General features: G+C 69.6%; 25 protein-coding genes and 2 pseudogenes. 14 read left to right on the forward strand and 13 right to left on the reverse strand.

The genetic code is table 11. From position 1 onward, the window contains the following. The 4 genes and pseudogenes from DJ81_RS15825 to DJ81_RS15840 form a co-directional block, all read right to left on the reverse strand. A pseudogene (locus tag DJ81_RS15825) lies at positions 1–407 on the reverse strand (hypothetical protein); the annotation flags it as partial. A 615-nt stretch (positions 408–1,022) separates the two neighbouring features. Further along, a pseudogene (locus DJ81_RS15830) lies at positions 1,023–1,490 on the reverse strand (archaellin/type IV pilin N-terminal domain-containing protein); the annotation flags it as partial. Between the two features lie 2 nt (positions 1,491–1,492). Next, positions 1,493–2,101 (reverse strand): archaellin/type IV pilin N-terminal domain-containing protein, encoded by a 609-nt coding sequence (locus DJ81_RS15835; protein ID WP_094590524.1) that lies wholly within the window; start codon positions 2,099–2,101, stop codon positions 1,493–1,495. A gap of 362 nt (positions 2,102–2,463) precedes the next feature. Continuing rightward, complete coding sequence (locus DJ81_RS15840) at positions 2,464–2,802, reverse strand: hypothetical protein (RefSeq protein ID WP_094590526.1); 339 nt, start codon at positions 2,800–2,802, stop codon at positions 2,464–2,466. A 188-nt stretch (positions 2,803–2,990) separates the two neighbouring features. Here DJ81_RS15840 and DJ81_RS15845 point away from each other — a divergent pair, with 188 nt between their 5' ends. Then, entirely contained in the window at positions 2,991–3,329 is a 339-nt protein-coding gene (locus DJ81_RS15845; protein ID WP_094524747.1) for a helix-turn-helix domain-containing protein, read from the forward strand. Positions 3,330–3,401: 72 nt separating this feature from the next. Here the strand turns inward: DJ81_RS15845 and DJ81_RS15850 are convergent, their stop codons facing one another. Further along, complete coding sequence (locus DJ81_RS15850) at positions 3,402–4,130, reverse strand: ATPase domain-containing protein (protein WP_094524748.1); 729 nt, start codon at positions 4,128–4,130, stop codon at positions 3,402–3,404. Between the two features lie 149 nt (positions 4,131–4,279). On the opposite strand from DJ81_RS15850, the gene DJ81_RS15855 reads away from it, so the two are divergent. From DJ81_RS15855 to DJ81_RS15875, 5 genes are all read left to right on the forward strand, one after another. After that, on the forward strand, positions 4,280–4,843 hold the full coding sequence (locus DJ81_RS15855) for a HalX domain-containing protein (RefSeq protein WP_094524749.1): 564 nt from the start codon (positions 4,280–4,282) through the stop codon (positions 4,841–4,843). Positions 4,844–5,069: 226 nt separating this feature from the next. Continuing rightward, positions 5,070–5,993: a spondin domain-containing protein gene (locus tag DJ81_RS15860; protein WP_094590528.1), complete on the forward strand. Its 924-nt coding sequence runs from the start codon at positions 5,070–5,072 to the stop codon at positions 5,991–5,993. A 3-nt stretch (positions 5,994–5,996) separates the two neighbouring features. Beyond that, complete coding sequence (locus tag DJ81_RS15865; protein WP_094524751.1) at positions 5,997–7,538, forward strand: molybdopterin-dependent oxidoreductase; 1,542 nt, start codon at positions 5,997–5,999, stop codon at positions 7,536–7,538. Positions 7,539–7,627: 89 nt separating this feature from the next. Next, positions 7,628–7,909: a winged helix-turn-helix domain-containing protein gene (locus tag DJ81_RS15870; RefSeq protein WP_094524752.1), complete on the forward strand. Its 282-nt coding sequence runs from the start codon at positions 7,628–7,630 to the stop codon at positions 7,907–7,909. Continuing rightward, positions 7,906–8,205: a hypothetical protein gene (locus DJ81_RS15875; protein WP_094524753.1), complete on the forward strand. Its 300-nt coding sequence runs from the start codon at positions 7,906–7,908 to the stop codon at positions 8,203–8,205. The genes DJ81_RS15870 and DJ81_RS15875 overlap by 4 nt, the downstream gene beginning before the upstream one ends. A 39-nt stretch (positions 8,206–8,244) precedes the next feature. Here the strand turns inward: DJ81_RS15875 and DJ81_RS15880 are convergent, their stop codons facing one another. Next, entirely contained in the window at positions 8,245–9,666 is a 1,422-nt protein-coding gene (locus DJ81_RS15880) for a DHH family phosphoesterase (RefSeq protein ID WP_094590530.1), read from the reverse strand. Positions 9,667–9,822: 156 nt separating this feature from the next. Between DJ81_RS15880 and DJ81_RS15885 the strand changes: the two genes are divergently transcribed. The 3 genes from DJ81_RS15885 (at position 9,823) to DJ81_RS15895 (ending at position 14,449) form a co-directional block, all read left to right on the forward strand. Further along, positions 9,823–11,115, forward strand: a complete 1,293-nt coding sequence (locus DJ81_RS15885; protein ID WP_094524755.1) for an O-acetylhomoserine aminocarboxypropyltransferase/cysteine synthase family protein — start codon at positions 9,823–9,825, stop codon at positions 11,113–11,115. Between the two features lies 1 nt (position 11,116). Next, a complete protein-coding gene (gene metX, locus DJ81_RS15890) occupies positions 11,117–12,400 on the forward strand; it encodes a homoserine O-acetyltransferase (RefSeq protein ID WP_094590532.1) in 1,284 nt (427 codons plus the stop codon). A gap of 396 nt (positions 12,401–12,796) precedes the next feature. Next, positions 12,797–14,449 carry a long-chain fatty acid--CoA ligase gene (locus tag DJ81_RS15895; RefSeq protein WP_094590534.1) on the forward strand — a complete coding sequence of 551 codons (1,653 nt, stop codon included), beginning with the start codon at positions 12,797–12,799 and terminating at the stop codon, positions 14,447–14,449. 27 nt (positions 14,450–14,476) lie between these two features. On the opposite strand, the gene DJ81_RS15900 is transcribed toward DJ81_RS15895, so the two are convergent. Next, on the reverse strand, positions 14,477–14,917 hold the full coding sequence (locus DJ81_RS15900; protein WP_094527338.1) for a DUF5807 family protein: 441 nt from the start codon (positions 14,915–14,917) through the stop codon (positions 14,477–14,479). A gap of 273 nt (positions 14,918–15,190) precedes the next feature. Between DJ81_RS15900 and DJ81_RS15905 the strand changes: the two genes are divergently transcribed. Next, positions 15,191–17,728: a DEAD/DEAH box helicase gene (locus DJ81_RS15905; RefSeq protein WP_094590536.1), complete on the forward strand. Its 2,538-nt coding sequence runs from the start codon at positions 15,191–15,193 to the stop codon at positions 17,726–17,728. Between the two features lie 26 nt (positions 17,729–17,754). Here DJ81_RS15905 and DJ81_RS15910 read toward each other — a convergent pair whose 3' ends face one another. Further along, a complete protein-coding gene (locus DJ81_RS15910; RefSeq protein WP_094590538.1) occupies positions 17,755–18,843 on the reverse strand; it encodes a molybdopterin-dependent oxidoreductase in 1,089 nt (362 codons plus the stop codon). Positions 18,844–18,921: 78 nt separating this feature from the next. Continuing rightward, entirely contained in the window at positions 18,922–19,749 is an 828-nt protein-coding gene (locus DJ81_RS15915; protein ID WP_094523316.1) for an MBL fold metallo-hydrolase, read from the reverse strand. Between the two features lie 100 nt (positions 19,750–19,849). Between DJ81_RS15915 and DJ81_RS15920 the strand changes: the two genes are divergently transcribed. Then, on the forward strand, positions 19,850–20,878 hold the full coding sequence (locus DJ81_RS15920; RefSeq protein WP_094528036.1) for a succinylglutamate desuccinylase/aspartoacylase family protein: 1,029 nt from the start codon (positions 19,850–19,852) through the stop codon (positions 20,876–20,878). Between the two features lie 36 nt (positions 20,879–20,914). On the opposite strand, the gene DJ81_RS15925 is transcribed toward DJ81_RS15920, so the two are convergent. From DJ81_RS15925 to DJ81_RS15935, 3 genes are all read right to left on the reverse strand, one after another. Continuing rightward, entirely contained in the window at positions 20,915–21,421 is a 507-nt protein-coding gene (locus DJ81_RS15925; RefSeq protein ID WP_094557008.1) for a Tfx family DNA-binding protein, read from the reverse strand. A 126-nt stretch (positions 21,422–21,547) separates the two neighbouring features. Then, on the reverse strand, positions 21,548–22,027 hold the full coding sequence (locus tag DJ81_RS15930) for a TRAM domain-containing protein (RefSeq protein ID WP_094523322.1): 480 nt from the start codon (positions 22,025–22,027) through the stop codon (positions 21,548–21,550). A gap of 129 nt (positions 22,028–22,156) precedes the next feature. Further along, on the reverse strand, positions 22,157–22,504 hold the full coding sequence (locus DJ81_RS15935; protein WP_094528034.1) for a hypothetical protein: 348 nt from the start codon (positions 22,502–22,504) through the stop codon (positions 22,157–22,159). A gap of 176 nt (positions 22,505–22,680) precedes the next feature. Between DJ81_RS15935 and DJ81_RS15940 the strand changes: the two genes are divergently transcribed. Together DJ81_RS15940 and DJ81_RS15945 are read left to right on the forward strand one after the other, a co-directional pair. Further along, on the forward strand, positions 22,681–22,902 hold the full coding sequence (locus DJ81_RS15940; protein WP_094590540.1) for a hypothetical protein: 222 nt from the start codon (positions 22,681–22,683) through the stop codon (positions 22,900–22,902). Further along, complete coding sequence (locus DJ81_RS15945) at positions 22,899–23,741, forward strand: 3-keto-5-aminohexanoate cleavage protein (protein WP_094526402.1); 843 nt, start codon at positions 22,899–22,901, stop codon at positions 23,739–23,741. The genes DJ81_RS15940 and DJ81_RS15945 overlap by 4 nt, the downstream gene beginning before the upstream one ends. A 392-nt stretch (positions 23,742–24,133) precedes the next feature. Here the strand turns inward: DJ81_RS15945 and DJ81_RS15950 are convergent, their stop codons facing one another. Beyond that, positions 24,134–26,005, reverse strand: a complete 1,872-nt coding sequence (locus tag DJ81_RS15950; RefSeq protein WP_094526403.1) for a biotin carboxylase N-terminal domain-containing protein — start codon at positions 26,003–26,005, stop codon at positions 24,134–24,136. Positions 26,006–26,146: 141 nt separating this feature from the next. Here DJ81_RS15950 and DJ81_RS15955 point away from each other — a divergent pair, with 141 nt between their 5' ends. Beyond that, complete coding sequence (locus DJ81_RS15955) at positions 26,147–26,365, forward strand: hypothetical protein (protein ID WP_094525142.1); 219 nt, start codon at positions 26,147–26,149, stop codon at positions 26,363–26,365. The last annotated feature ends 86 nt before the right edge of the window (positions 26,366–26,451 follow it).

The following is a 26,451-nucleotide window of genomic DNA, read 5'->3' on the forward strand; positions in this document are numbered from 1 at the left end:
CCGGTCGAGGACCGCTGTCCGCCTGAGCCCGCACCGGCGCTTTCCCGGCGGTCGTTCCGTCCGCCTCCGCCGCCGCGTCCCTGTCCGGCTGCGTGACCCTCTCCGCCGGCCTGTCGCCGATCGCGGTCCTCGACGCCGGGCCCGGCCGCGTTCGCGCGCGGGTCGTCGCCGGCGGGCCGGCGGTCGTCCGGGCTCGCGGGCTCCGCGGCGGTAAATCCGGATCCCTCGTTCGCCCGCTGCTCCCGCTGCCGCTCCCGCGATCGTCCGACGTTAGGGCGGCCGTTCGTCCCGACGACGTACCGCCCCTCCTCGATCTCGACGACGTTCTCGTCGTCGGTGAAGTCGAGCTCCTCGGGGTCGGCCGGCGGGGCGTCCGGGTCGGCCGCCGGTGAGTCGCGGTCGCTCATGGTAACGCTGTGAACGCGCGAGAAAATAGGTGTTCTGGGCGGATCGGTTCCGCCGAAAGTGGTTAGCGAGCGGTTCGGGGCTCGTTAGAGTCTGACCGCTTCGCCGTCCTTATTGAACAGGTCGGGTGCGCGCAGTTCGACACTTGTCGTCGCGCCGGCGGGCGAAACGATGTCGAGCGTAGCACTCTGTCCCTCCCCGAAGGGGGCCCCATCTGCGAACGCCCCGGCGTCGGGGTTGATCAGGATCGTGTAGTCATTCTCTTCGTCAAGCACCGGCGTCGACTCGAAATTGCCATCGGAGCCAACGGCGAACTCGTTGGCACCGAGTCCGTCAATACTGGCTACCTTGTTAACTATCTCAAAACTCGATCCACTACCAGAAGCCGCAACGGTCTCAGTCTTTTGGATGAGGACGTTACCACTGTTATCCTCGAGAGTGATAGTGACCTCCTCGCCTTGGGTCAGTTGATCGTTGCTAAGCGCGAGGGGGGAGTCAGAATCGCCAACAGTTGTGCCACCGTCAAGCGAGAATGTTGAGCCACCAAGATTTTCTACGTTAGTACCGGTGACTTCTCCAGACTCGCCTTCGGACTCAACCCGAAGGACTGCCACTTCGCCGCTACTGATGCCATCAATTTCAGTTTCGTCGACCGTGTCAACAGTCAGAGTAGGACCAGTACCATCCTCAATAGATTCAGTAGTACTCAATTGTGTGTTCCCAGTTCCAGTGCTAGAAACAAACACAAGATTCTGTTGACCACCCGGACCGACCGCCTGGATCGTCGTTTCGCTCAAGTCGATCTGATCGGCACCGGGTGCGCCCGAGACACTCAGACGAATCTCGCTCAGTTCGCCGTTTGCCTCACTACCAACGATACCGACCTCGCTCGTCACGTCAATCCGCTCAGAGACGAGGTCAGTACTCTCTTCACCAGTCGCTTCGGCCTGCGTCTGGAGGAACCCAGCCGTGTTGATCAGGACGCCAGCGGCGATCGCCGCCACCAGCACCATCGCGATGAACACGATGAGGGTCCCGATCCCCACCTGACCGCGCTCCTCGTGGTTAGTGATGAATTCGAACATTATTACAGCCTCACTGAGTCGCTGACAACGGTACTCGGGACGCGGATTTCACTTGTCGTCGTCGCGCCGCTCGCCGTGGTGAACGTCACCGTCATCGAGTCGCCTTCTTCGAGAACGTAGGGGTTCTCGCCGGCGTTGTTATCGACGAGAGAACTGTCTGCGTCGAGTCCGACCGTCACCTGCGCGCGGTCACTGCTATCGGTGAAGACGACATTATTCTCACCTTTGAAAATATCAATGTCAGTCCCGTCAGCGGCAGTACTGAGGGTGAACGTCTCCTGTCCATCTTCTCCGATGAGTTCAACCGAGGTTTCACTCAGATCGATGTTGGATGCTCCCGGTGACTGGGCGAGCACGAAGTCCAACTCGACAATCTGCCCATTACCCTCCGAACTGTCGAACGTACCGGACTGGCTCACCACCTGCAGCCGGTCGCTCACTTGACTCGTACTCTCCTCGCCCGTCGCCTCCGCCTGTGTCTGGAGGAAGCCGGCCGTGTTGATCAGGACGCCGGCGGCGATCGCCGCCACCAGCACCATCGCGATGAACACGATGAGGGTCCCGATCCCCACTTGCCCGCGCTCTTCCTCGTCCAGTATGGTTTCGAACATTGTGTGTTGCGTTGGCCCCCGGCCTGCCCGGCGGGCGTTATCGAAAGGAGCGGGATTTCCCTATTAAAGACTCCGTACCGATTATCCAAGCTGATAAAACGCTGCTGTCATGCGATTATTTGATAAATTACAGCAAAATAGTTTCTGTGATCATTAACGATGTCGGCGTTTAGTTATCGCATCCGATACTCGAACATCAGTGGGTGTGCGCGCGGATATTGACCGATCCGTCGACGAGGTCGAACGACTCGGCGGGACGGTGAGATCGGTCTCCAGCGGTCCTTGTCGAAACCGAACCGGTGAACCGCGAAGAGCTGAACCGGTGAACCGAGAAGGAGCGTTCCGCCGCGCCGCGTCGGTCGCTATCGGTCCTGAATCCGCGTGAGCTCCGACTCGGGGATCACGAGCTCCCGCGTGCCGGGCTCGTAGACGGCGAGGCTCCCGGCGACGAGCGCCATCGACGCCGCCAGCAGTCCGGTGTTGATCAACAGCAGCGCCTCCGCGTTCGCGAACGACGTCCGGAAGCCGGCGACGGGCGTCGCGACGGCCGCGACGACGACCAGTCCGAAGCCGACGGCCAGGTACGCCATCGCGGTGCGTCCCGACGATCGATAGGCGGCCACCGCGAACGCCGCCAGCGTCGCGCCCGCGCCCGCCAACACGGTGGTCGTCACGAGATACAATCCCTCGATGAGCTCCATATCCGGCCTCCTCGGAGTCGATACATAAACCCACGGTGGCGGCTATCACCGGCGATAACACGGCGTTCCGCTAATGCGGGTCCGAAGAACGCGGATACGGCGTCTGTCGCCCGCCTGTCCCCGGATTCGACGATCCCTGCACTCACCGGTATCCTTTTACGTTGTAAAAATCAACAGCGATAACGTGAATGGTGGGGGACGACCTGATCACAGTGCTCGGTAACAAGTACAACACGGACATCCTGACCGCGACCGGAGACGCGATGTCCGCGCAGGACCTGAGCGACGAGCTCGACGTCCCGATCGCGACGTGTTACCGCCGGATCAACGAGCTCGAGGAGGCCGACCTCCTCGAGCTCCACGACCGACCGCTCTCGGACGAGCACCGGCGCGTGAAGGTGTACCGCCGGAAAGTCGACGGCGTCGAGGTCGACTTCACGGACGGGCTCACTGTCGAGGTCGAAGATCGGTCCGCGGTGAAAAACCGGCTGGACGACGTGTGGCGCGACCTCTCGTCGAGTCAGTAGCGTCCCGAGACCTCCCGCACCGCCTCCCCCTTCCGCGCCGCCGAGACGCGCGGTCTCCCCTCTCGGTCCGCGTCAGAACGACGGCTCGTCGGACCGCCCCATCATCGAGAACCCGCCGGCCCGCTCGTGGACGGTGATCCCGCCGTCGCCGATCTCCATCGGGAAGATGTCGGTGTCGATGTCCTGCTTCCGCATCTTCGCCACCCAGACGTACCGGTTGACGCCCGAGTCCGTCGGCGTCTGGATGAAGTAGATGTTCCCGTCCGTGAGGAAGTTCTCCAGCCCGACCTCCGTGTCCGGGAACACGGCGCCCTGCTCGTTGATGAGCAGCGAGGTCAGCCCGTTCGCCTTGAGGATGTCGGAGAACTTCAACAGATACGTCCGCTTCTCCTGTTCGGCGTCGAAGAAGAGCTGGAACATCGACAGCGAGTCGAGCACGAGCCGGTCGAAGTCGGCGTCCTCGATCGTGTCGAGGAGTCGGTCGACCGCCGTCGAGAAGTCGGTCTCGCGCAGCATCTCCCGCTTGTCTAAGATCACGATATCGCCGTCGTCGACGGCGTCGCCGAACCCGTCGAGACCGATCGACTCCGCGGCGCCGCGGATGTCCGCTTCGTCCTCCTCGAACGAGACGTACACGCCGCGCTCGTCGTGTTCCGTGACGCCGTGGTAGAGGTACTGGATTCCGAAAATGCTCTTGCCGGTCCCGGGGTTCCCGGAGACGAGCACCGTCGACCGCTTCGTGATGCCGCCGGTGAGGATCGAGTCGAGCCCCTCGACCCCGGTGGAGACGAGTTCTGACATTCGTCCCACCATTGGCGACGGGAGTATATAAAAGACGATCCGACGCGGCCGATCGGTCGAACCGACGCCGACAGCTTTATTTCTCGACACGCCGCCCGTTTGTATATGCCCGGTGAAGCGTCTCCCGTCGACCCCGGCGGTGATCGGCGGTGAGCGACCCTTCGGTCCTCGTCGTCGAGGACGAACCCGACATCGCCGCGCTGTACGCCGGCTTCCTCGAGGCGGAGTACGACGTCGACCTCGCCGAGACCGCCGCGGAGGCGATCGACCGGGTCGACGCGAGCGTCGACGTGGTGCTCCTCGACCGTCGACTCCCCGACGGCAGCGGCGACGACGTGCTCGAACACATCCGCGAGGCCGGCCACGACTGCCGAGTCGCGATGGTCACCGCGGTCGAGCCCGACTTCGACATCATCGACATGGGGTTCGATCTGTACCTCACCAAGCCCGTCAGCCGCTCGAAGCTGTTGACGGCGATCGAGACCCTTCTCACCCGCAGCGAGTACGACGACCTCGTTCAGGAGGCGGCGGCGCTGGCGAGCAAGCGCGCGGTCCTCAGCTCGCAGAAGCCCGCCGCCCAGCGCGAGGGCAACGAGGCGTACGCCGATCTCGTCGATCGGCTGGAGAACCTCGACACCGACATCGACGACCTCGGCGAGACGCTCTCCTCCGACGACTACCGCGCGATGTTCCGAGACCTCGGCGAGGCCTGACCCGACGTCGCTCGCGCCCCCGCTGTTCTCTCTGCCCGCTCGCTTCCGCGCTTCCGACGATACCCCTCCCATCGCGAGTTCCGGCCGTGGCGTTCGGACCCCGACCGGATATCGATGACGGCGTCCGGATCCCGACCGAAGTTTGAACGGATCCCGGACCGACTCTGCACCAAAGTTGTCCGGTAGTTGAAAAATCTATATCCCCGTCATCGCCCTCGTCCGGAACATGACGGACCGAGACACGCGGCGACGGTTCCTGACGACGAGCGGTGGACTGGTAACGCTGGGGCTCGCCGGTTGCCTCGGCGACGGCGGAAGCGACGGCGCCGACGCGGACGGCGACGACGGGATGGACGGGAACGAAACGGACGACGGCATGAACGAGGGCGACGAGATGGACGGTGGCGACGGAATGGACGATGGCGATGAGATGGACGGCGACGACGAGATGACGGAATCCGCCACGGTCCGCGTCCGGATCGAGAACGTCGCGTCCGCGGAGTTCTATCCCGCGGACACGTCGACCGACGGCGCCGTCTGGGTCACGCCGGGGGCGTACGCCGTCCACGAGGGCGAGAATCCGATATACGAGCTCGGCGAGCCGGCGTCCGTCGGACTCGAAGCGCTGGCCGAGGCCGGGCCGCCGACGGGGTTCGAGGGAGAAGACGGGCTCGTCGACGAGCTCGGCGCGTCGACGGACGTCCACGACTCGGGGCCGTACACCCCCGCGGACACGGTCGCGGACCCGAACGATCCGACGGGGAAGGTCCCGGGGGCCCCGCCGATCGCGCCCGGCGGCGCCTTCGAGTTCGAGGCGACGGTCGCGCCCGGCCAGCGGCTCTCCTTCGCCTCGATGTTCGTCCCGTCGAACGACGTCTTCGTCTCGACGGGCGAGGACGGCGCCGCGCTCTGGCCCGAGGAGGGCGACCCGGTCGACGGCGACGTCACCGACGCCGTGTCCCTGTTCGACGCTGGGACGGAGCCGAACGCGGAGCCACCCGGCACCGGTCCCGACCAAGCGCCCGCGCAGGACGCGCCCGATCAGGGCGACGACGAGGGCGGGACTGTGCGGCGGCTGAGCGACGTCGACGACGGCCACGAGTACCCGGCCGCCGAGGACGTGGTTCAAGTGACTGTAACCCCGACGTAAACTATGATCGACGTTACCGAACGGCGAGACGCGTTGCTCGCGACGGCGGCGGGGACCGCCGGGGTCGCCGGTTCGTACCTCGTCACGGGCTGGTCGCCCGCGTTCGTCGTCCGCCCCGTCGATCAGGCCATCGTCAACCTGACGCCCGGGCCGATCGTGACCTTCATGATCGAGAACGTCGGCGACGCGGGCCACCTGGTCCACATCGCCATGGCGTTCGCCGCCGTGATCGGGCTGTTCGCCGCGGTCGCGTTCGCCGGCCTGCAACTCTCGGCGCGCACAGAGAGTTCGCCGGTCGGCGCCGCGGCGACCGGTCTGGCGTCGTGGCTGCTCGCCGCCGGTCTGACCGGCGGTCCGACCCAGGCGCTGGGCGTTGCGCTCCCCGCGGCGGTCGCCGTCGCGATCGGCGGTCTCCCGCCCGACGCGTCCGAACCGTCGTCTCCCGACCCGGCCTCCGGCGACGGGTCCTCGGTCGCGGTCGACTCGACGAAAGCCGTCGACGCGGTGCGTCGCCGGACGCTCGGCGTCGTGGCGGCGACGTTCGGGTTCGTCGTCACGGCCGTCATCGGTCGGCGGTTGCCGGACGCGGACGGTGACGACACGCTCGCCGACGCCCCGCGGTCGGAGGGCGCGACCGAGCGGCTTCGCGAGGTCGGCGCGGCCTCGCTGGCGGTCGAGAGCGACGGTCTCCTCGGCATGGTGAGTCCCATCGGCGAGTTCTACAACGTCGACATCGCGGAGTTCGACCCGGAGGTCACCGCGGCGGAGTGGTCGCTGACGTTCACCGGCGAGACCGGCGGCGAGCGGACGGTCGCCTTCGACGAGCTGACCGACCGACCCGTCGAGCACCGCGCGGTGACGCTCCGGTGCGTCGGCGAGGACCTGAACGGCCGCAAACTGGACAACGCCGTCTGGACGGGGACCCCGATCCGTCCCCTGCTCGAGTCCGTCGACCCGCAGGGCGACTGCAACTGCGCGATGCTGCGCGGCGAGGACGGCTACTACGTCCAGTTCCCGGTCGACGTGCTCGCCGACGGCTTCCTCGCGTGGGGGATGAACGGGAAGGAGCTCCCGCCCGGCCACGGCCACCCGGTCCGGGTGCTGATCCCGGGCCACTGGGGGGAGACGAACGTGAAGTGGCTCTCGGAGATCGAGCTGTTGAACGTGGAGGAGGACGGCTACTGGGAGGAACGCGGCTGGGAGGGGACCGGCGAGGTGAAGACGGTCGCCAAGCTCTGGGACGAGGGGATCACGGAGCTCGACGACGGCCGGATCGAGCTGGCCGGCCACGCCTACGCCGGGACCCGCGGGATCGAGCGCGTCGAGGTCTCGACCGACGGGGGCGACTCGTGGACCGACGCCGCCCTCTCCGACCCTCTCCCCGACGCCGACGTCTGGCGGCAGTGGCGCCACGTCTTCGACCCCGACGGGACGAGCGAGGTCGTCGTCCGCGCGGTCGACGGTGAGGGGAACCGCCAGATCCGAGAGCCGTCGGACCCGTCGCCGACCGGCGCCTCGGGCTGGGTCCGCCGGACGGTCGGGTGACCGCCCGCCGCAGTCCGTCGATCGCCTCGCCGGGCACCCGCCCGCGTCGCAACGACTTTCACACCCCACCCGACACAACAGTACGCCAAATGGAGAAGGCCCTGTGGTACCTGTTCGTCGCGAGCCGCGGTGGCGCCAACAGGGTCCGGATCGTCCGGGAACTCCGCGCCCGCCCCCGGAACGCGAACGAACTCGCGGAGGAACTGGACGTCGACTACAACACGATCACCCACCACCTAGAGATGTTAGAAGACCACGACGTCGTCGAGCCGAGCGACCACGACTACGGGAAGCTCTACTTCCTGACCGACCGCTTCGAGCGTCACACGGACGCGTTCGAGGAGATCACGTCTGAGGTGGACGCCGAATGAATCCCGCGACGCCGACCGGGATCGCCGTCCTACTCGCGGGCGTCAACAGCGCGCTGCTGGCGGTGCTGGCCGCGGTCTGGCTCCGCAACTACCGGGAGTTCGGCTCCACGCTACTCCTGGGGTTGCTCGGGTTCAGCGCCGTTCTGCTGGTCGAGAACCTGGTCTCCGTCGCCTTCTTTTTCAGCAGCATGCGGACGCTGTACGCGATGGACCCGCTCGTGGGGCGAGTCGTGCTCGCGATGAGCGTGCTCGAACTGCTCGCGGTGTCGCTGCTGACGTACGTGACGCTGAAGTGACCGGGCTCCGTCGCGGTCGGGCCGCGAGCCGCGACCCCCTCACGAGAGCTGGTCGCCGACCAGCCGGTCCGCCTCTGCGAGGAACGCGTCGCGCTCGCCGATCGGGATCGTCGCGCCCGCGGCGACGTCGTGACCCCCGCCATCGCCGCCGACGGCCCGACTCGCCTCCCGCATCACCGCAGAGAGGTCGAGCCCCCGCCGCACGAGGTCGTGGGAGCCACGCGAGGACACCTTCAGCTCCTCGGCGCTCTCCTCCGCGAACGCGATCACGGGCTTCGAGCGGTCGACCGCCGGCGAGCCGATCGCCATCCCGGCGACGATCCCGACGATCGTCTCGCGGATCCGCGAGCCGGCGTCGAACCACTGGAGGTGCTCCGCCTCGGTGACGCCCTCCGTCTTCACCCACTGGAGCCCCTCGGAGAGGTTCCGGCGGTGGGTCCGGAGGAGCCGCCGGGCCTCGGCGAGGGCGTCGCCGCGGTCGCCGAGACACACCGCGAGACCGACGTCGGCGCGCTCGTACCGGGCGGTCGCGTTGAGCAGTGTCGAGAACTCGCTGACGTCCCGCAGCTCCGTGCCGGGCTCCTCGTCGACGAGCGTGTAGGAGGTGCCGACGAGCGCCTCGATCCGGTCGGCGGGGACGCCGGAGGCGACGGCGCGGCGCATCAGCGCCGAGGCGAGGGTCCGCCGCTCCTCGCCGTCGAGGTCGACCCAGCGGCGCCACTCGCCGTCGCGTCTCACGTCGACGTCGAGGTCGGTCAGGAAGGAGATCGCCCCCGCCTCGTCGTTCGAGACGCCCGGGATCTTCACGTCCGAGGCGTACTCCAGCAGCTTCGGCAGCGGTCGGGTCTGTCTCCCGTACAGGTCCAGGTCGGTGCGCGTCTCGATGACGCCGGCGTCGACGCCGTCGGCGACGATCGCCTCGTTGGCGCCGGCGAGCCCGCCGTCGGAGTCCTGCATGTCCCCGACCGCGCCGACGACCGCGAGCGCGGCGAGGTCGCGGTTGTCGCCGTCGGGACCTTCCAGCGCTCGCGCGAGCACGTAGCTGGCGCCCGCGCCCGACAGCTCGCTCGCGCCGTCGATCCCCTCTAAGAGGGGGTTGAGGTGGAACTCCGTGTCGCGGTCGGCCGGCTGGTGGTGGTCGGCGATCACGGGGACGAAGTCGCCGCGGGCCTCGTGGTCGGCGATCGCGTCGAGCTGCCCGGAGCCGAAGTCGGTGAACAGCACCACGTCGAACTCGCGGGCGGCGATCCCGGCGATGGACTCGGCGTCCAGCTGCTTCTCGAAGACGACCTCGTGGTCGATCCCGGCGCGCGCGAGCGCCGACGAGGTGACCCCGGCGCTCGTCAGCCCGTCGGCGTCGATGTGCGACGCGAGCAGCACCCGGTCGGCGGCGCGGAGGCGGTCGGCGCAGGCGCTCGCGCGCTGGGCGAGGTCCGGCACGGGTGAGTCGGCGACTGCCATTACCCCTCGTTGGCTCGCGATCGGGGATAAACTCACGCTTCGGTGCGGAGCGCGGTCGAACCGCGCGACGCCCCGAACTCCGGCGGCGGCGGAGACCGAGGCATCACTTGCCGTAACTGACGGTTATAGACCTCTGTAGATATATGCACTACACACATGACACGTGGGTTCAACACCCGGAGTCTCCACGCCGGCGCCGCGGCCGACCCGGCGACCGGGTCGCGAGCGACCCCGATACACCAGACGACCTCGTTCGTCTTCGACGACGCGGACACGGCGGCGGAGCTGTACGCGCTCCGGGCGGAGGGCCACATCTACTCCCGGCTCTCCAACCCGACCGTGAGCGTCCTCGAGGACCGGATCGCCGACCTCTCCGGCGGAACGGACGCGGTCGCGACCGCCTCGGGAATGGCCGCCTTCGACGCGATAACGACCGTGCTCGCGAGCGCGGGCGACAACGTCGTCGCCAGCTCCGAGATGTACGGCGGCACGGCCGCGTACCTCACCAGCATCGCGGACCGCCGCGGGGTCGAGGCCCGGCTCGTCGACACGCTCGACTACGAGGCGTACGAGGCCGTGATCGACGAGGACACCGCGTTCGTCCACGTGGAGACGCTCGCGAACCCCTCGCTCGTCACCCCCGACTTCGAGCGGCTCGCCGAGATCGCCCACGACAACGCGGTCCCGCTCGTCGTCGACAACACGTTCGCGACGCCGTACTGCTGTCGGCCGTTCGAACACGGCGCCGACATCACCTGGGAGTCGACGACGAAGTGGATCACCGGTAACGGCACCACCGTCGGCGGTGTCCTCGTCGACGGCGGCTCCTTCCCGTGGGACCACCCCGACGCCGACTACGACGAACTGGACGGGCAGTCGCCGGCCTACCCGGTCGACTTCGTCGAGCAGTTCGGCGACGCCGCCTTCGGCAACGTCGCCCGCCAGCGCGGGGTGCGCCCGACCGGCGGCCAGCAGTCCCCGTTCGACGCGTGGCAGACGATCCAGGGGCTCAACACGCTCCCGCTCCGGATGGAGCGCCACTGCGAGAACGCCCGGACCGTCGCCGAGTTCCTCCGCGACGACGACCGGGTCGACTGGGTGACGTACCCCGGCTTCGAGGATCACCCGAGCCACGACAACGCCGCCGAGTACCTCGACGGCTTCGGCGGGATGGTCACTTTCGGCGTCGACGGCGGCTTCGAGGCCGCGAAGGCGCTGTGCGAGTCGGTCGAGCTGACGAGCTTCCTCGCGAACGTCGGCGACGCGAAGACGCTCGTCATCCACCCCGCCTCCACCACGCACGCGCAGATGGACGAGACTCAACAGCGGCTCGCCGGCGTCTTCCCCGACATGCTCCGCCTCTCCGTCGGGATCGAGGACCCCGACGACGTGACCGCCGACCTCGACCGCGGGCTGGCGGCGGGCGAGCGAGCGACCGGGGGGCAGTGAGATGAGCGCGACGCCATCGGAGGACGGGACCGTCTCGCTCGGCGAGTTCGTCTTCGAGTGCGGTCAGTCGGTCCCCGACCTGGAGGTCGCCTACGAGACGCACGGGGAGTTCGACGGCGACAACGTCGTGTTGGTCTGTCACGCGCTCACCGGCAGTCAGAACGTCGCGCGCTCCCCGTCCCCCGAGCGGGACGCCGGTCAGGCGGGACAGGCCCGCGCGTGGTGGGACGACATCGTCGGGCCCGGGAAGGCGATCGACACGACGGAGTACTTCGTCGTCTGCGCGAACGTCCCCGGCTCCTGTTACGGCACGACCGGCCCGGCGAGCGCGCGCCCCGCCGACCTCGATCTCCCCGACGAGCCCGACCACGACCGGTGGGGGACCGCGTTCCCGCCGGTGCAGGTCGAGGACTGGGCGCGCGCCCAGCGCCGCCTGCTCGACCAGCTCGGGGTGGGGCGGCTGCGCGCCGTCGTCGGCGGCAGCGTCGGCGGGATGAACGTCTTGGAGTGGGCCAAGCGCTACCCGGACGACGTCGACCGGATCGTCCCCATCGCGACCGCCGGGCGGCTCGACGCCCAGTGCCTCGCGCTCGACGCGGTCGCTCGGCGCGCGATCCGCGCGGACTCCGACTGGAACGGCGGCGACTACTACGGCGAGGGCCGCGGCTCGCCCGACGAGGGGCTCGCGCTGGCCCGCCAGATCGGCCACATCATGTACCTCTCGAAGTCCTCGATGGAGCGGAAGTTCGGTCGCCGCTCCGCGGGCCGCGACTCGCTGACCCGCGAGGAGGGCGACCTCGGGCTGCCGCCGGAGCCGACGGCGGCCTTCTTCCCCTACCGGGAGGTGGAGTCGTACCTCGACTACCAGGCCGAGGGGTTCAGCGACCGCTTCGACGCCAACAGCTACCTCTACCTCACGCGCGCCATGGACGAGTACGACCTCGCCGCCGGCCACGGGACCGACGCCGACGCGCTCGCGGCGTTCGAGGGCGAGGCGCTGCTGATGAGCTTCACCGCCGACTGGCACTTCACCGTCGAGCAGTCCGCGTCGCTCGCGACCGCCTTCCGCGACCGCGACGTCCCCGTCGCCCACCACGTGATCGACTCCGACCACGGCCACGACGCGTTCCTCGTCGAGCCCGAGCACGTCGGCCCGCCGCTCAGCGACTTCCTCGCGGAGGGGGTCGAGGGCCGAGCCGTCTCCGACGACGGCGGCGAAGACGAGGGGTCCGCGCGCCCCGAGTCCGACCACGCGCCGGTGCACGCCAGCCTGTTTCAGGGGTAGCGGACTTTTTTTTTAAGTACTATCGTGCGGTCGGCGCGCGCCTCCGAGTGGCCGGCAGGCCACGAGGAGCGCGTGCGAGGGAGTCCGCGGCCGCCGCCGGCGGCCGCGGCAAGGCTGGGGAGGTGCGAGGTGCCGTGCGCAGCGGGGCAGGGCGGGACTCGAAGGGACAGTCGCCGGCGGCTCCGCCGCCGGCTGGGGCTTTGGCGGTGTTCACCGTCGTTCCATCAGCGACTGCTTGTGAGCGAGCGGCCCGATCTCTGGTGGCGTTCACCGCTGATCCGCGATCGGCTATTTATAGCCGAGCGGCCGAGCCCCGGCGCGGGCCTCTCACGCCGCCAATCCCTCACCATCAATCATGGTAATGTTCATAGTTCTCGACGCCATGGTGTGTAAGGTATGCCCGGTGGACACGCGCAGACGCTCCGACCGTTCCTGTGGCGCGCCGAACGACTGTACCCAGACACCGAGATCGTCTCTCGGACGCACGAGGGGCGGACGCGGCACACGTACGCGGAGTACGCCGACCGAACCGCACGGCTCGCGAACGCGCTCGACGAGCACGGGATCGAGCGCGGCGACAGGGTCGCGACGTTCTGCTGGAACCACACGCGCCACTTCGAGACGTACTTCGGCGTCCCGAACACCGGCGCGCAGCTCCACACGATCAACCCCCTGCTCCCCGACGAACACATCCGGTACATCGTCGACGACGCCGACGACGAGATCGTCTTCGTCGACCCGTCGCTCGCCGAGAAGCTCGCCGGCGCGGCCGAGGACGCCGCGGAGTTCGCCGACGTCGACTTCGTCGCGATGGGGTCGGAGGGGATCGACGCGCTCGACGCGCCCGCCTACGAGGAGTTCATCGCGGACCGGTCGACGGAGTACGACTGGCCCGACCTCGACGGCGACCAGCCCGCCGGCCTCTGTTACACCTCGGGGACGACGGGGAAGCCGAAGGGCGTCGAGTACACCCAGTCGATGCTGTGGAGCCACACGATGGCCTCGCAGACGCCGCAGGGGATCCCGATGGAGGACTCCGACGTCGTGATGCCGGTCGTCCCCATGTTCCACGTCAACGCGTGGGGGATGCCGTTCACCGCGACCGCGGCGGGCGCGAAGCACGTCTACCCCGGCCCGTCGCCGTCGCCGGCCGACCTCGCGGCGCTGATCGAGGAGGAGGGCGTGACGATATCCGCGGGGGTCCCGACCGTCTGGCTCGGCCTCCGGGAGTACATCGCCGAGGGCAACGACGTCGACCTCTCGACGCTCGACACCGTGATCGTCGGCGGCGCGGCCGCCCCCCGGGCGCTGATCGAGTGGTACGACGACCGGGGCGTCGAGGTGCTCCACGCGTGGGGGATGACCGAGATGTCCCCGATCGGTACCGTCTCTCACCTCACGGACGACCTGCGCGACGCCGACTACGAGACGCAGGTCGACAAGCGGTCGAAGCAGGGGCTCGTCGTCCCCGGGCTGGAGTTCGAGGTGATCGACGAGGACGGCGAGGAGATCCCGTGGGACGGCGAGGCGTTCGGCGAGCTCCGGATCCGCGGGCCGTGGGTCACCAAGGAGTACTTCGCCCGGCCCGAGGCCAGCGAGGAGGAGTTCGTCGACGGCTGGCTGAAGACCGGCGACGTGGTCACCGTCGACGAGGACGGCTACCTCAAGCTCGTCGACCGCACGAAGGACGTGATCAAGTCGGGCGGCGAGTGGATCTCCAGCGTCGAGCTGGAGAACGCGATCATGGCGTACGACGGCGTGAGCGAGGCGACCGTGATCGGCGTCCCGCACGAGCGCTGGCAGGAGCGCCCGGTCGCGTTCGTCGTCCCGGTCGACGACGTCGACCGCGGGGCCCTAGTCGACGAGATCGAGTCCGGGCTCCGCGAGGAGTACCCGAAGTGGTGGGTCCCGGACGCGGTGGAGTTCATCGACGAGGTCCCGAAGACCGCCACCGGGAAGTTCTCCAAGAAGGACCTGCGCGAGCGGTACGCCGACCAGTCGCTCGTCGAGGGGTCGGTGCCGGAAGAGGACGCGCCGGAGCAGGAGTAGCCGCGGACGCGGTGCCGTTCTCGACTGTTACTCGCCGCGGTCGCCGACGATCCACTTGTGCGAGTAGCTCTCGCCGCAGGTGCAGTGGGCGTACGCGTGGACCACGTCGCCATCGGCGTAGAGGCCGCCGACCTCCTCGTTCTGCGCCTCCGCGAACGCGAAGACGAACCGCACGTCGTGGTCGTCGTCGGGAGTCTCCTCGGCGACGGGACACTCCCCGCCGTCGAGCGACCGACCGATCGTCCCCTCCGCGCCCATCGCCGTCTTCGCGAACTCCATCGCGCCCATCCCAGTGCCGGCCTCGAACGCCGACCGGCCGGTCTCGCCGTCGAGGATCAGCCGCACGCCGCCGTCCGTCTCGGTGCCGACGTTCCGGAGCCGGGAGTCGTCGTCGAGGTACGCGTCGCTGAGGTAGAAGACGACGTCGTCGAGCCGCTCGCCGGCGAGGAACTCGTCGAGTTTGCTCATGCCGGCCGGACGCGCGTGAACGGTAAAAGGAGTGCGAGTCGCGACCGAACGGACCGATGACAGATCGTGTGGAATCGGGGTAACTGTTAAGACGCCCCACTGAGATCCGTCTTCTGATGAGCGCGCAAACACCATCAGGAGACCGGCTCGCCGAGTGGGCCGAGCTGGTCGACGAAGACGTACCCGAGGAGCACCGAGAGGAGCGCTCCGTCGAGCGATAACTTTCACCCCGCTTCGCGAAGGCTTTAGGCCGACGGCGGCGAAGCGTCGCCGATGGCGACCGAGGCCGCCGGCATCGACAGACCCCTGCTCGTCGACGACTTCCTTCAAGAGCGCCGCTACCAGCTCCAGCTGGCGGCGTCCGCGGCCGACGAACACACCCTCGTCTGCCTCCCGACCGGCCTCGGCAAGACCACGGTCAGCCTGCTCGTCACCGCCGAGCGGCTCCACGAGGCCGGCGGGAAGGCCCTCTTCTTAGCCCCCACCAAACCCCTCGTCCAGCAGCACGCCGACTTCTACCGCGAGGCGCTCTCGATCCCGGACGACGAGATCGTCGTCTTCACCGGGGACGTGAAGCCGGACGACCGCGCCGCGCTCTGGGCGGACGCCCGAATCGTGATCGCGACCCCGCAGGTCGTCGAGAACGACCTCGTCGGCAACCGGATCTCGCTGCGCGACGTGACCCATCTGACCTTCGACGAGTGCCACCGCGCGACCGGAGACTACGCGTACGTCTACATCGCGGAGCGGTACCACGCCGACGCGGCCGACCCGCTGGTCACCGGGATGTCGGCCTCGCCCGGCGGCGACACCGAGGAGATCGAGACGGTCTGCGAGAACCTCGGGCTCTCGAACGTGGAGGTGATGACCGAGGACGACGCCGACGTCGACGAGTACACCCACGACACCGACGTCCAGTGGGAGCAGGTGACGCTCCCGGACGAGGTCCTCGAGATCCGGGACGCCCTCAACGAGGTGATCACCGACCGGCTGGAGAAGCTGAAGTCGCTCGGGGTGACGAACACGACGAACCCCGACCTCTCGCAGAAGGACCTCAACGCGATGCGCGGGAAGCTGAAGAAGATGATGGACAACGACCAGTCGGACGGGTACAAGGGGATGAGTACCCACGCCGAGGTGATGAAGCTCCGGCGCGCGACCGAGCTGGTCGAGACGCAGTCGGTCGAGTCCGTCCGACGCTACTTCGAGCGCCAGCGCGAGGCCGCCCGCTCGTCGGGCGCCTCGAAGGCGAGCCAGCGGATGGTCGCGGACCCCAAGGTGCGGGAGGCGATGCGGAAGACGGAGTCGTTCGACGGGCTCCACCCGAAGTTCTCGAAGGCGCGGATCCTGCTCGCGGAGACGCTCGGCATCAACGAGGGCGAGCGCGCGATCCTGTTCACGGAGTCCCGCGACACCGCGGAGGCGCTCGTGGAGTTCCTCTCCGCGAGCTTCGACGTGCGGAAGTTCGTCGGCCAGGGCGACAAGGAGGGCTCCGACGGGATGACGCAGAAACAGCAGCAGGAGACCCTCGACGAGTTCAAGGCCGGCGCGTTCGAGGTGCTCGTCTCCACGTCGGTCGCCGAGGAGGGGCTGGACGTCCCCGAGGTCGACCTGGTCTGCTTCTACGAGCCCGTCCCGACCGCGATCCGCTCGATCCAGCGCAAGGGGCGGACGGGGAGACAGGCCGAGGGGAAGGTGGTCGTCCTGATGGCCGAGGACACCCGCGACGAGGCGTTCTTCTGGATCTCGCGGCGCCGCGAGAAGAAGATGGCCAGCCAGCTCGCCGAGCTGAAGGAGGCCACCGACGACATCGAGGAGACCGTCGGCGACGACGGACAAGCGGGCCTCGACGCGTTCGCCGGGGGGTCCGACGGCGACGATGACGCCGGTGCCGACGCGGGCGTCGCGGGTGACGAAGGCACCGCGACCGAGGGTGACACGGCCGACGGCGACGCGACCGAGGGTGACACGGCCGACGGCGACGCGACCGAGGGTGACGCGGCCGACGGCGACACCGGCGACGCCGGCCTCACCGACTTCGCCGCGGAGGCCCGGGCGGGCGGAGACGAGGCGGGCGACGCCGAGGAGTCGGGCGCCGATGACGACAGCACCGATGACGGCAGCGCCGACGACGGCGTCGTCGCCACCGCCGGCGTCGACGAGGGCGTCGAGGTCGTCGTCGACCAGCGCGAGCTCGACTCCTCCATCGCCAAGGACCTCTCGACGCGCGACGGGCTCGTCACCCGGCTGGAGACGCTCGCGGTCGGCGACTACGTGCTCTCCGACCGCGTCGCCGTCGAGCGGAAGTCGGCGGCCGACTTCGTCGACTCGATGCTCGACGCCGACCGCTCGATGTTCGAGCAGGTCGGCGAGCTATCGCGGGCGTACGCCCGACCGGTGATGGTCGTCGAGGGGACGAACCTCTACGGTCAGCGCGACATCGACCCCAACGCGATCCGCGGCGCGCTCGCGTCGCTCGCGGTGGACTTCGACGTGAGCGTTCTCCGGACCGAAGGCGAGGGCGACACCACGGAGCTGCTCGCGACGATCGCGAAGCGCGAGCAGGAGACGCGCGACCGCGAGGTGAGCGTCCACGGCGAGAAGACGACGAAGACCCGCGCGGAACAGCAGGAGTACGTCGTCTCCTCCATCGCCGACATCGGTCCGGTCACGGCCCGGACCCTCCTCGAACACTTCGGCACCGTCGAGGCCGTGATGACCGCGCCCGAGGACGACCTCTTGGAGGTCGACGGCGTCGGTCCGGTGACCGCGGAGCGAATCCGCGAGGTCGTCGGCAGCGAGTACGAGTAGCGCTTCCCCCGGACCGCGCGAGCCGTTCAGTCGAACCCGCTCACCAGCGTCACCACCCACTGACCGAGGTCGTACTCGGACCTGACCTCCATGCGCGTCACCCATTTCACCCACTGGAACCCCCGCCGGTCGGGAGCGACGAGCCGGGCCGGCGCGCCGTGGCCGTGGCTCAGTCGCTCGCCGCCGACGTGCGTCGCGAGGAGTGCGTCTTCGGCCTCTTCTATCGGGAGGCTCCAGCGATACCCCGTGACGGACGTGAACCGGACGTAGGCCGCGTCGCCGTCGAGTTCTCCGGCCGCGTCGAGCAGGTCGCCGACGCGGATCCCGCCCCACTCCTGCACCGTGTACCAGCCGCTGGTGCAGTCGAGCAGCGCCTCCCGGTCGTGGTCGGCGGCGAGGTCCGCCGCGGTCAGGTCGACGGGGTCGCTCACGAGTCCCTCGACCCGCAGTCGGTACCCGTCCCGGTCGATCGGATCGGGGTCGTCGGCGACCCACGAGGTGACCGGGAACGCGCCGTTCCCGTCGCCCTCGCGGGGCTGTGACCCGGTGAACCGCCGGTCCGCGCCGGCCGTGTCGAGCAGGTCGTTGACGCCCTGCTGGAGCCGGTAGGTCGCGGCGCCGGCGGCCAGCAGGACGGTGTACCGAACCGCGGTCCGGCGGCGCTCGAAGTCGACCCGCCGCGGGAGCCGGAACCGGGTCGCGGCGTGCGCGGCCACGAGCGGGAGGAGGGCCAGCCCGAAGCCGACGTGGACGGAGAGGAGCGTCCAGTAGGAGAGCCGCACGTCGACTCCGAACACCCAGACGACGCCGGTCGCGAGCGCGCCGAGCGCGGCGACGAGCGTCAGGACCGACAGCGCCGTCGACCGCTGCCACAGGCTCGGGTCCGTGAGCCGGCGGCGGACGCGCGCGAGCTTCCACGCGAGCAGCGCGACGATGCCGACCCCGAGCGCGCGGTGGAGCCAGAACAGCGGCCACCCATCGGGGACGCCGACGGTGAACGAGACGAGCCCGGTGAGGACCTCCGCGGCCACGAACGCGAACAGCGACCAGTCGACCGCGCGCGGCGGCGGCTCCAGCCGGTCGAGGGCGCCGCGGAGTCGGGATCTCGCTCCCATCTCGGCCGTGGTACGTGCTAGCGAGACAAAACGGTGCGGTCGCGTCGCCCCCGCGCCCCGGCCGCCGCACGCGCCCCGTCAGAGGTCGTACGTCTCGCCGTCGACCGCGAGCGGCTCCGCGAACGCCTCGTCGGGCGGGTAGTAGTGCGCGACGTGGACGAGCCGAGTCCGGTCGGCGTCCAACTCCTCGGCGAGCGCGAGCGCACCCTCTCGGGTCATGTGCTTCGTGCCGAAGGTGCGCGGGACGCCGTCGGGCCCCTCGTGTCGCCCACCGATCGGGTGGTACTCGCAGAGCGAGGCGGGGACGATGGCGTCGGCCAGCAGGAGGTCGGCGCCGGCGAGCGCCTCGCGGGAGCGCTCGGGCACGTCGTAGCTCGTGTCGCCCGTCAACGAGAGTTTCGCGCCCGTCTCCGGGTCCTCGATGACGACGCCGTAACACAGCAGCGGCGGGTGGTCGACCGGGACGAAGCGGACCTCGAACCCGCAGGTCTCGAAGGGCTCGAACGGATCGCGGGCGTGGACGCCGATCCGGTCTTCCAGGTAGTCGTACTTCTCGCGGATCGTCTCGGCGACGCTCCGGTCGGTGGCGGGGTCGGTCTCGTTCGGCGCGTGCACCGGCAGTCCGTCGACCAGTCGGTAGACGTTGCCGAGGCCGTCGAGGTGGTCGAAGTGGATGTGCGTCACGATGCCGGCGTCGGGCAATTTGACGTCGTGAGCGAGGAACTGGCTCCGGAAGTCCGGACTGAAGTCGACGAGCAGCGACTCGCCGGTGCGCTCGTTTGCGACGTGGACCGAGAACCGCGAGCGCGACACCCCCCGCTCGCGCGCCGCGGCGCAGGTGTCGCAGTCGCAGCCGACGGTCGGCGTCCCGGTCGTGTCGCCGGTGCCGAGGAGCGTGACCCGCATCTCGGCTCCGTCTCGGCGACCCATCGACTTAGCGTCCGTGGTCGGTCGCGCCGGAACGTCGGCCCCCGATTTATAAACGCGTCAGGCCCGACCTCCCGATATGCACGACGCCAGCGAACTCGTCCTCGCGCGGCTCCCCTCGGGCGTCCCGATCCGGACGACCGTCCACGCGTACGGCGAGGGCCGCCTCGTCGACGGCCCGGACGGCCCCGAACTCGACCTCCCGGCCGACGGCGGCCCCGTGATCTACGCGCAGGCCGCACAGCACGGCCGCGAGGTGAACGGCACCGCGGTCCTCCGGCGGCTCCACGAGCGACTGACCGGCGGGTCCGGCGGGGCTCCGGACGCGGCCGCCCTCGACGGCACCCTCGTGACGGTCCCCGTCGCCGACCCGCTCACCTTCGACCGCGTCTCGTACACCACGCCGGAACCGCTCGACTCGACCCACTCGAACATGAATCGCTGTTGGCCCGGCGACGACGAGGGGACGCTCCACGAGCGCATGGCGGCCCGGCTCTGGTCGTTCGCGAGCGCGGCGGACGCGATCGTGGACCTCCACACCGGGTCGCCGGCGATGCTCACGCACACCGTCTACATGCGCGGCGACGAGGACTGCCGGTCGCTCGCGGAGGCGTTCGGGACCGACCTCCTGCTCGCGGAGGCGGCGGGCGACGAGGCGGACGCGGAGTGGAGCGAGCGCGGCTTCGCCGGCAAGCTCCGCGTCGCCGCCACCCGAGAGGGGATCCCCACGATCACGCCGGAGCTCGCGCACAGCCGCGAGGTCGTCCCCGAGGCCGTCGACGCCGGGTTGAAGGGGACGCTCGGCGTCCTCCGGCGGGAGGGGCTGCTCCCGGGCGACCCCGAGCCGTGGGACGGCACCGTCGCGCGGAACCACCTCGGACGCGTGAACGCCGCCGAGTCGGGGCTGTTCACCCCGGAGCGTGACCTCGCCGTCGGCGACGAAGTGGTCGACGGAGAGCGGCTCGGCGCCGTCCACGACCCGACGACGTTCGAGCCGCTGCAGACCGCGACGGCCGACCGCGACGGGATCGTCTACTCGATCGCCCGCGAGTCGACGGTCACCGCGGGCGCGACGCTCGTCGGCGTCGCGGAGCGGCTGGAGGAGTGACCGCCGGGGATCGGAGGCCGGGGCGCCCGCCGGCGCTCACGGCTGTCGCACGCGGATCTGTCCGTTCGCGTCGACGGTGACGAACAGGCGACTGCGCACCTCGCGGCCGTGGACCGCGTCGCCGGCGCGGTCGCCGATCGTCTTCATCAGGTCCGGCGCGGTCTGGTTCACCTTCACGCCCGCCTCGTCGCAGGCGTCGTACACGCGCTTCGGGGCGTCGTACAGGTCCGTGCCGGCGTCGATCTCCACGCGGACCGGCGCGGCGAGCGCCTCCGCGAACGCGACCGTCTCGCGGGCCCGCTCGACGTTGTCGCGGGCGCTGGCCTCGACGCTAGAGACGTTCGCGCGCGACGTGCCGAGCCGGTCGGCGATGTCGGACTGGCGGAGCCCCCGCTCGCGGAGGGCGAGCACCTCCGCCTGTCGGTCGGTGAGGACGCTCTCGTCGGCGTCGAACCCGGCCCGTTCCAGCAGCTCGGCGGCGTCGACGTCCTCGACGTCGTCGGCCGCGTCAGCGGCGTCGGCCGGACCGTCGTCTGCGACCATACACGTCGCGAGGGGACGCTCGCTCAAAAAACGGTGGTTTCACCCCTCGCGTCGAGGGGTTCGGCCGGAGGGGGCCGATCGGCGGCGTCCGGACTGTCCGTGGGGTGGGGCCACCCCGGGACGCGCTCACTTGCCCCAGAAGTTCTCGCGGCTGCCGAGCCGTTCGCGCTTCGGCCGGTCGCGGCGGCGGTCGCCCTCGTCTTCCTCGTCGTCGCCCTCGGCCTCGGTATCGCCGTCGCCGTCGTCGTCGTCCTCCTCCTCTTCGGGATCCTCCGGGAGGCGTTCGACGACCTCCTGCGCGGTCGCGTGGCTCGACTTCACGCGGTGGATCCGCACCTCCGCGCGCGCCGGCGGGAGGAGCCCGTCGACGAGGATGATGAAGCCGTCGTCGGTGCGCCCCACGCCCGCGCCGCTCTCGTGGATGTCGTCGACCTCGACTATCACCTGTTCGCCGGGCTGGACCGGCTGCTGTTTCAGCTCGTAGATGGGCATGTCGTAGTGGTTACACCACTCCGCGCCGCCCTTGTTGCCGTAGTGTTGACACCCCATCCCCTCGATTCGCTCGTCGAAACTGGGGCAATCGTCGGCGAGTGGACAGTCCGCCATACCGTAGGAGAGACCGGCCGCCGTTGTAAACGTTTTCGACTGGCTGGGCGAAAATCCGGACTCTCGGCGGCTCACCCGGGTGAACGGCGGCCGATCCGTACGGCGCCTCCCCTCGCGGCCGAGCCCCGCTCACAGGAACTCGCGGACCTCCGAGTACCACATGTCGTGGTGGTCGACCGCGCCGACCGCGTCGGCGACATCGACCGCGATCGCGTGCCAGCAGCGCTCGCTCGGGTCCTCGGCGTCGAGGTTGTACGTCGCGTCCGCGCAGGTGCACTCCCCGTCCTCGACGACGTACTCGTCGTCGTGGCCGACGACGACGGTGAAATCGCGGTAGCGCTTCACGCGCCCCTCGCCGACCGCCTCGATCGCCCGCTGCCCGCGGTCGCCGTGCTCGCCGACGATCCCGGCGGCGATCGGGCCGGTGAGCTCGCCGGCCTCCGCGATCGCCGCCCGCCAGTCGTCGACCGGCTCCATGACCTCCCGTTCTCGGGCGTTCGGTTAAACAGCGTCGGTCAGACGGGGGCCCCGTCGAGGGGTCTACGCGGGCGGCGCGGGCGGGGTGGCCGTCGCGGGCGGTGCGGGCGGCGCGGGAGAGCGGCTCCGCCCCCTCCGACGTGTGGTTTCAAGCCGCTCCCCCGCCTCCGTCTCGCATGGCCGAGACGTGTCCGCACTTGGCGTATCGCGAGGAGGGCGACGGGAAGTCGTTCGAGACCGCCCGGGCGTTCTGCACCGCGACGGAGTCGTTCGTCCAGCCGATGCGCGCCGACGTCTGTAACGCCCGGTACGGGCTCGACCCCGCGGCGGACTGCGAGTTCTACGTCGAGCCGGAACCGGCGGACGACGAGGGCGAAACCGCCGACGCCGACAGATGACCTACGACGACTACCTCGACGGGAAACCCGCGATCATCACCGCGGCGCTCACCGGCGGCGTCCACGGGAAGGAGGCCCACCCGGACCACCCGGAGACCCCCGGGGAGATCGCGTCGGCCGCGGCGGCCTGCGAGGCCGCGGGCGCCAGCGTGCTCCACCTGCACGCGCGCCGCGACAACGGGGAGCGCGCCTTCTCGGCCGAGCGGTTTCAGGCGGTCGCCGACGCCGTCCGCGAGGCCACCGACGACGCCGTCCTCCAGCACTCGACCGGCGGGACCGCCGCGCCTGACGCCCTCCGGCACGAACCGCTCCGGACCGACCCCGCGCCGGAGATGGCGTCGCTCGACATGGGGCCGCTCAACCGCTACGAGCGGCTCACCTCGGAGAACACCCGCGAACTGGTCGCATCGCTGCACGCGGAGATGAACGGGCGGGGAATCAAGCCCGAACTGGAGGTGTTCAACGACGGACATTTGAACGAGTCGCTGTCGATCTTAGAGGAGCTGGAGGACCCGCCGTACCTCAACTTCCTGTTCGGCGGCGGGACCACGTCGCCGCCGCACCCCCGGAACCTGGTGAACCGGGTCGAGGCCCTGCCGGAGGGCGTCGAGTTCAACGTGATCGGGTTCGGGCCGCACCAGCTCCCCATGACGACGCAGTCGCTGCTGCTCGGGGGGCACGTCAGGGTCGGGCTGGAGGACAACCGGTACTACGAGCGCGGGGAGCTGGCGACGAACGAGCAGTTGGTGGCGCGGGCGGCGCGGATCTCCGCGGAACTGGGTCGGCCGGTTGCGACGCCCGCGGAGACGCGAGAGCTGTTGGGACTGCGCGGTCGGTAACGGGGCCCTTTTCGAGTCCGGCTGGTCGGATAGTTATAATCAAAGGCGAGGTGTTGCTGCCGGCTGTTTATGTGCGGTCGACGATGCGGTGCCCACGTCCAAAGCCCCAGCCAGCGAAGCGGACGCACGCTCGCTGCGGTCCTCAGTCGCTCGCTTCGCTCGCTCCCTGTGGTCCTTGCGTCGCCTCCGCCCGCTTCGCTGGCTGCCCCTTTGAATCCCACCCCGCACAGCACCGCAGCCTCACACCTCCCCAGCCTCGCCGCTCGCGCTTATCAGCGCTCGCGGCGTCCCTCGCACGCGCTCCTCGCGGCCGCCGATGGCGGCCGCTCTGAGGCGCGCGCCACCGCATCATAATTAAAACGCCGTTTCGCCGTTTCGTCGTGGTCGCCGATCTATTCGAGGACGACCAGCACGTCGCCCATGTCGACGCTGTCGCCCTCGCCGACGTGGACGCTCGCGACGGCGCCGCCGCGCTCGGCGACCACGTCGTTCTCCATCTTCATCGCCTCGAGGACGCAGACCACGTCGCCCGCGGCCACCTCGTCGCCCTCGTCGACGTCGACCGAGAGGATCGTGCCCTGCATCTCCGCCTCGATCGCCTCGCCGCCCTCGGCGACGTCGACGCCGTCGTCGCCCCCGTCGTCGGACGTCGCCTGCGGCGGTCGCTGCTTGCGGCCGCCCGCGCCGCTCCCGCCGCTCGCGGGCGTCGGGACCGCGGGCGCGCCGCGCTCCTCGAGTTCCACGTCGAAGCGCTTCCCGTTCACTTCGACGGTGAACTCGCGTTCGGTCACCTCGTCGTCGTCGTCGCTCGACGCCGACTCGGTCCCCCACTTCTCCTGCGCCTCGGTGACCAGCTCCCGGTCGAGCTCCTCGTCGAGGTACTTCGTGGTGTGGGTGCCAGCGACGAACCGCTCGTCGTCGAGCATGAGGCGGTGGAACGGGACGACGGTGACGACGCCCTCCAGGTCGTACTCCGCGAGCGCGCGCTTCGACCGGGCGAGACACTCCTCGCGGTCGGCGCCCCACACGATCAGCTTCGCGATCATCGAGTCGTAGTCGGTGACCAGCTCGTCGCCCTGCCGGAGCGCGTCGTCGACGCGGACGCCGATCCCGCCCGGCGGGTCGTACGTGTCGAGCCGGCCCTCGTTAGCGGGCTGGAACTCCTCCGCGGCGTTCTCGGCGTTGATCCGGAACTCGATCGCGTGGCCCTCCAGCTCGACGTCGCCCTGCGAGACGGAGAGCCCCTCGCCGCTGGCGACCCGGAGCTGCTCTTTCACGATGTCGATCCCCGTCAGCTCCTCGGTAACGGTGTGTTCGACCTGGATGCGCGTGTTGACTTCGAGGAAGTAGAACGGCGTGTCCGGGCCGAGCGGCTCCGACGGGTCGCGGTCGAGGTCCTCCTCGACGAGGAACTCGACGGTGCCGGCGTTCGTGTAGTCGGCCGCGGCGACCCCGCGGCGGGCGGCCTCGCCGATCCGATCGCGGAGCTCGTCGGAGAGCGCGGGGGAGGGGCCCTCCTCGATCACCTTCTGGTGGCGGCGCTGGAGCGAGCAGTCGCGCTCGCCGAGGTGGACGACGTCCGACTCGTCGGCGGGGACGTCCCCGTCGCCCGCGTCCGCGACGATCTGCACCTCGACGTGGCGGGGGTTCTCGAGGTAGCGCTCGAGGTAGACGGAGTCGTTCGAGAAGTACGCCTCCCCCTCGCGCTTGGCCGACGCGAGGGCCTCCTCGGCTTCCTCGGCGCTCTCGACGACCTTCATCCCGCGGCCGCCGCCGCCCCCCTCGGCTTTGATCGCGACGGGATAGCCGTGCTCGTCGCCGAACTCGGTGACCGCCTCGACCTCGGTGACGGGCTCCGTCGTCCCCGGGACGATGGGGACGTCCGCGTCGTCCATCACGCGGCGCGCGTGGGTCTTCTCGCCGAGCCGCTCCATCGCGTCGCTGGCGGGTCCGACCCAGGTGATCCCGTCGGCGTCCTCGACGCGGGCCGCGAAGTCCGCGTTCTCGGCGAGGAAGCCGTAGCCCGGGTGGATCGCGTCGGCGTCGGCCGCGCGCGCGGCCTCGACGACCGCCTCGCCGTCGAGGTACGAGTCGGCGGCGCGGGCCGGGCCGACGTTGTACGCCTCGTCCGCGTACCGGACGTGGCCGCCGTGCTTGTCGGCGTCGCTGTACACGGCGACGGTGTCGACGTCCAGCTCGGCACAGGCGCGCATCACCCGAACCGCGATCTCTCCGCGGTTCGCGACGAGAACCTTATCGAACATTCTTACACCGTCATTCCACGATAACCCACCTCATTCTATCGGTCCGCGACGACGGTCGGTGACGACGATCGTCGTACTCTGTCGGCGCGCGCCGCGGCTTCCCCCGAGACGGTTAAGGGCTGCCCGCTTCCATATCCCGACATGCTCTCGCCCGGAAACCCCTACGTCTTGCCGTCGACGCTGGTCGCGGCGGGCGCGTACCTCGCCGCGACGCTCCTGACGGACGCCTCGATACTCGTCCGAATCGGGATCCTCGTCCTCCTCGCCGGCGTCGTTCCGATCGTTCTCAACCGGGTCCTCGGCGGATCGCCCGCGGGGACCGCCGCGGAGGAGGGCGCCGAGGAGCCGCCCGAGGCGTGACCACAGATATATATGTTATCCAACGTATCTTCTAACGCTCCCTGAGAAGGGTTGGCGTGGCAAGGCGCTCGGCGGGCGTCTCGCCG

The sequence above is a fragment of the Halorubrum sp. Hd13 genome (genome assembly GCF_002252755.1).
Classification (GTDB): Archaea; Halobacteriota; Halobacteria; order Halobacteriales; family Haloferacaceae; genus Halorubrum.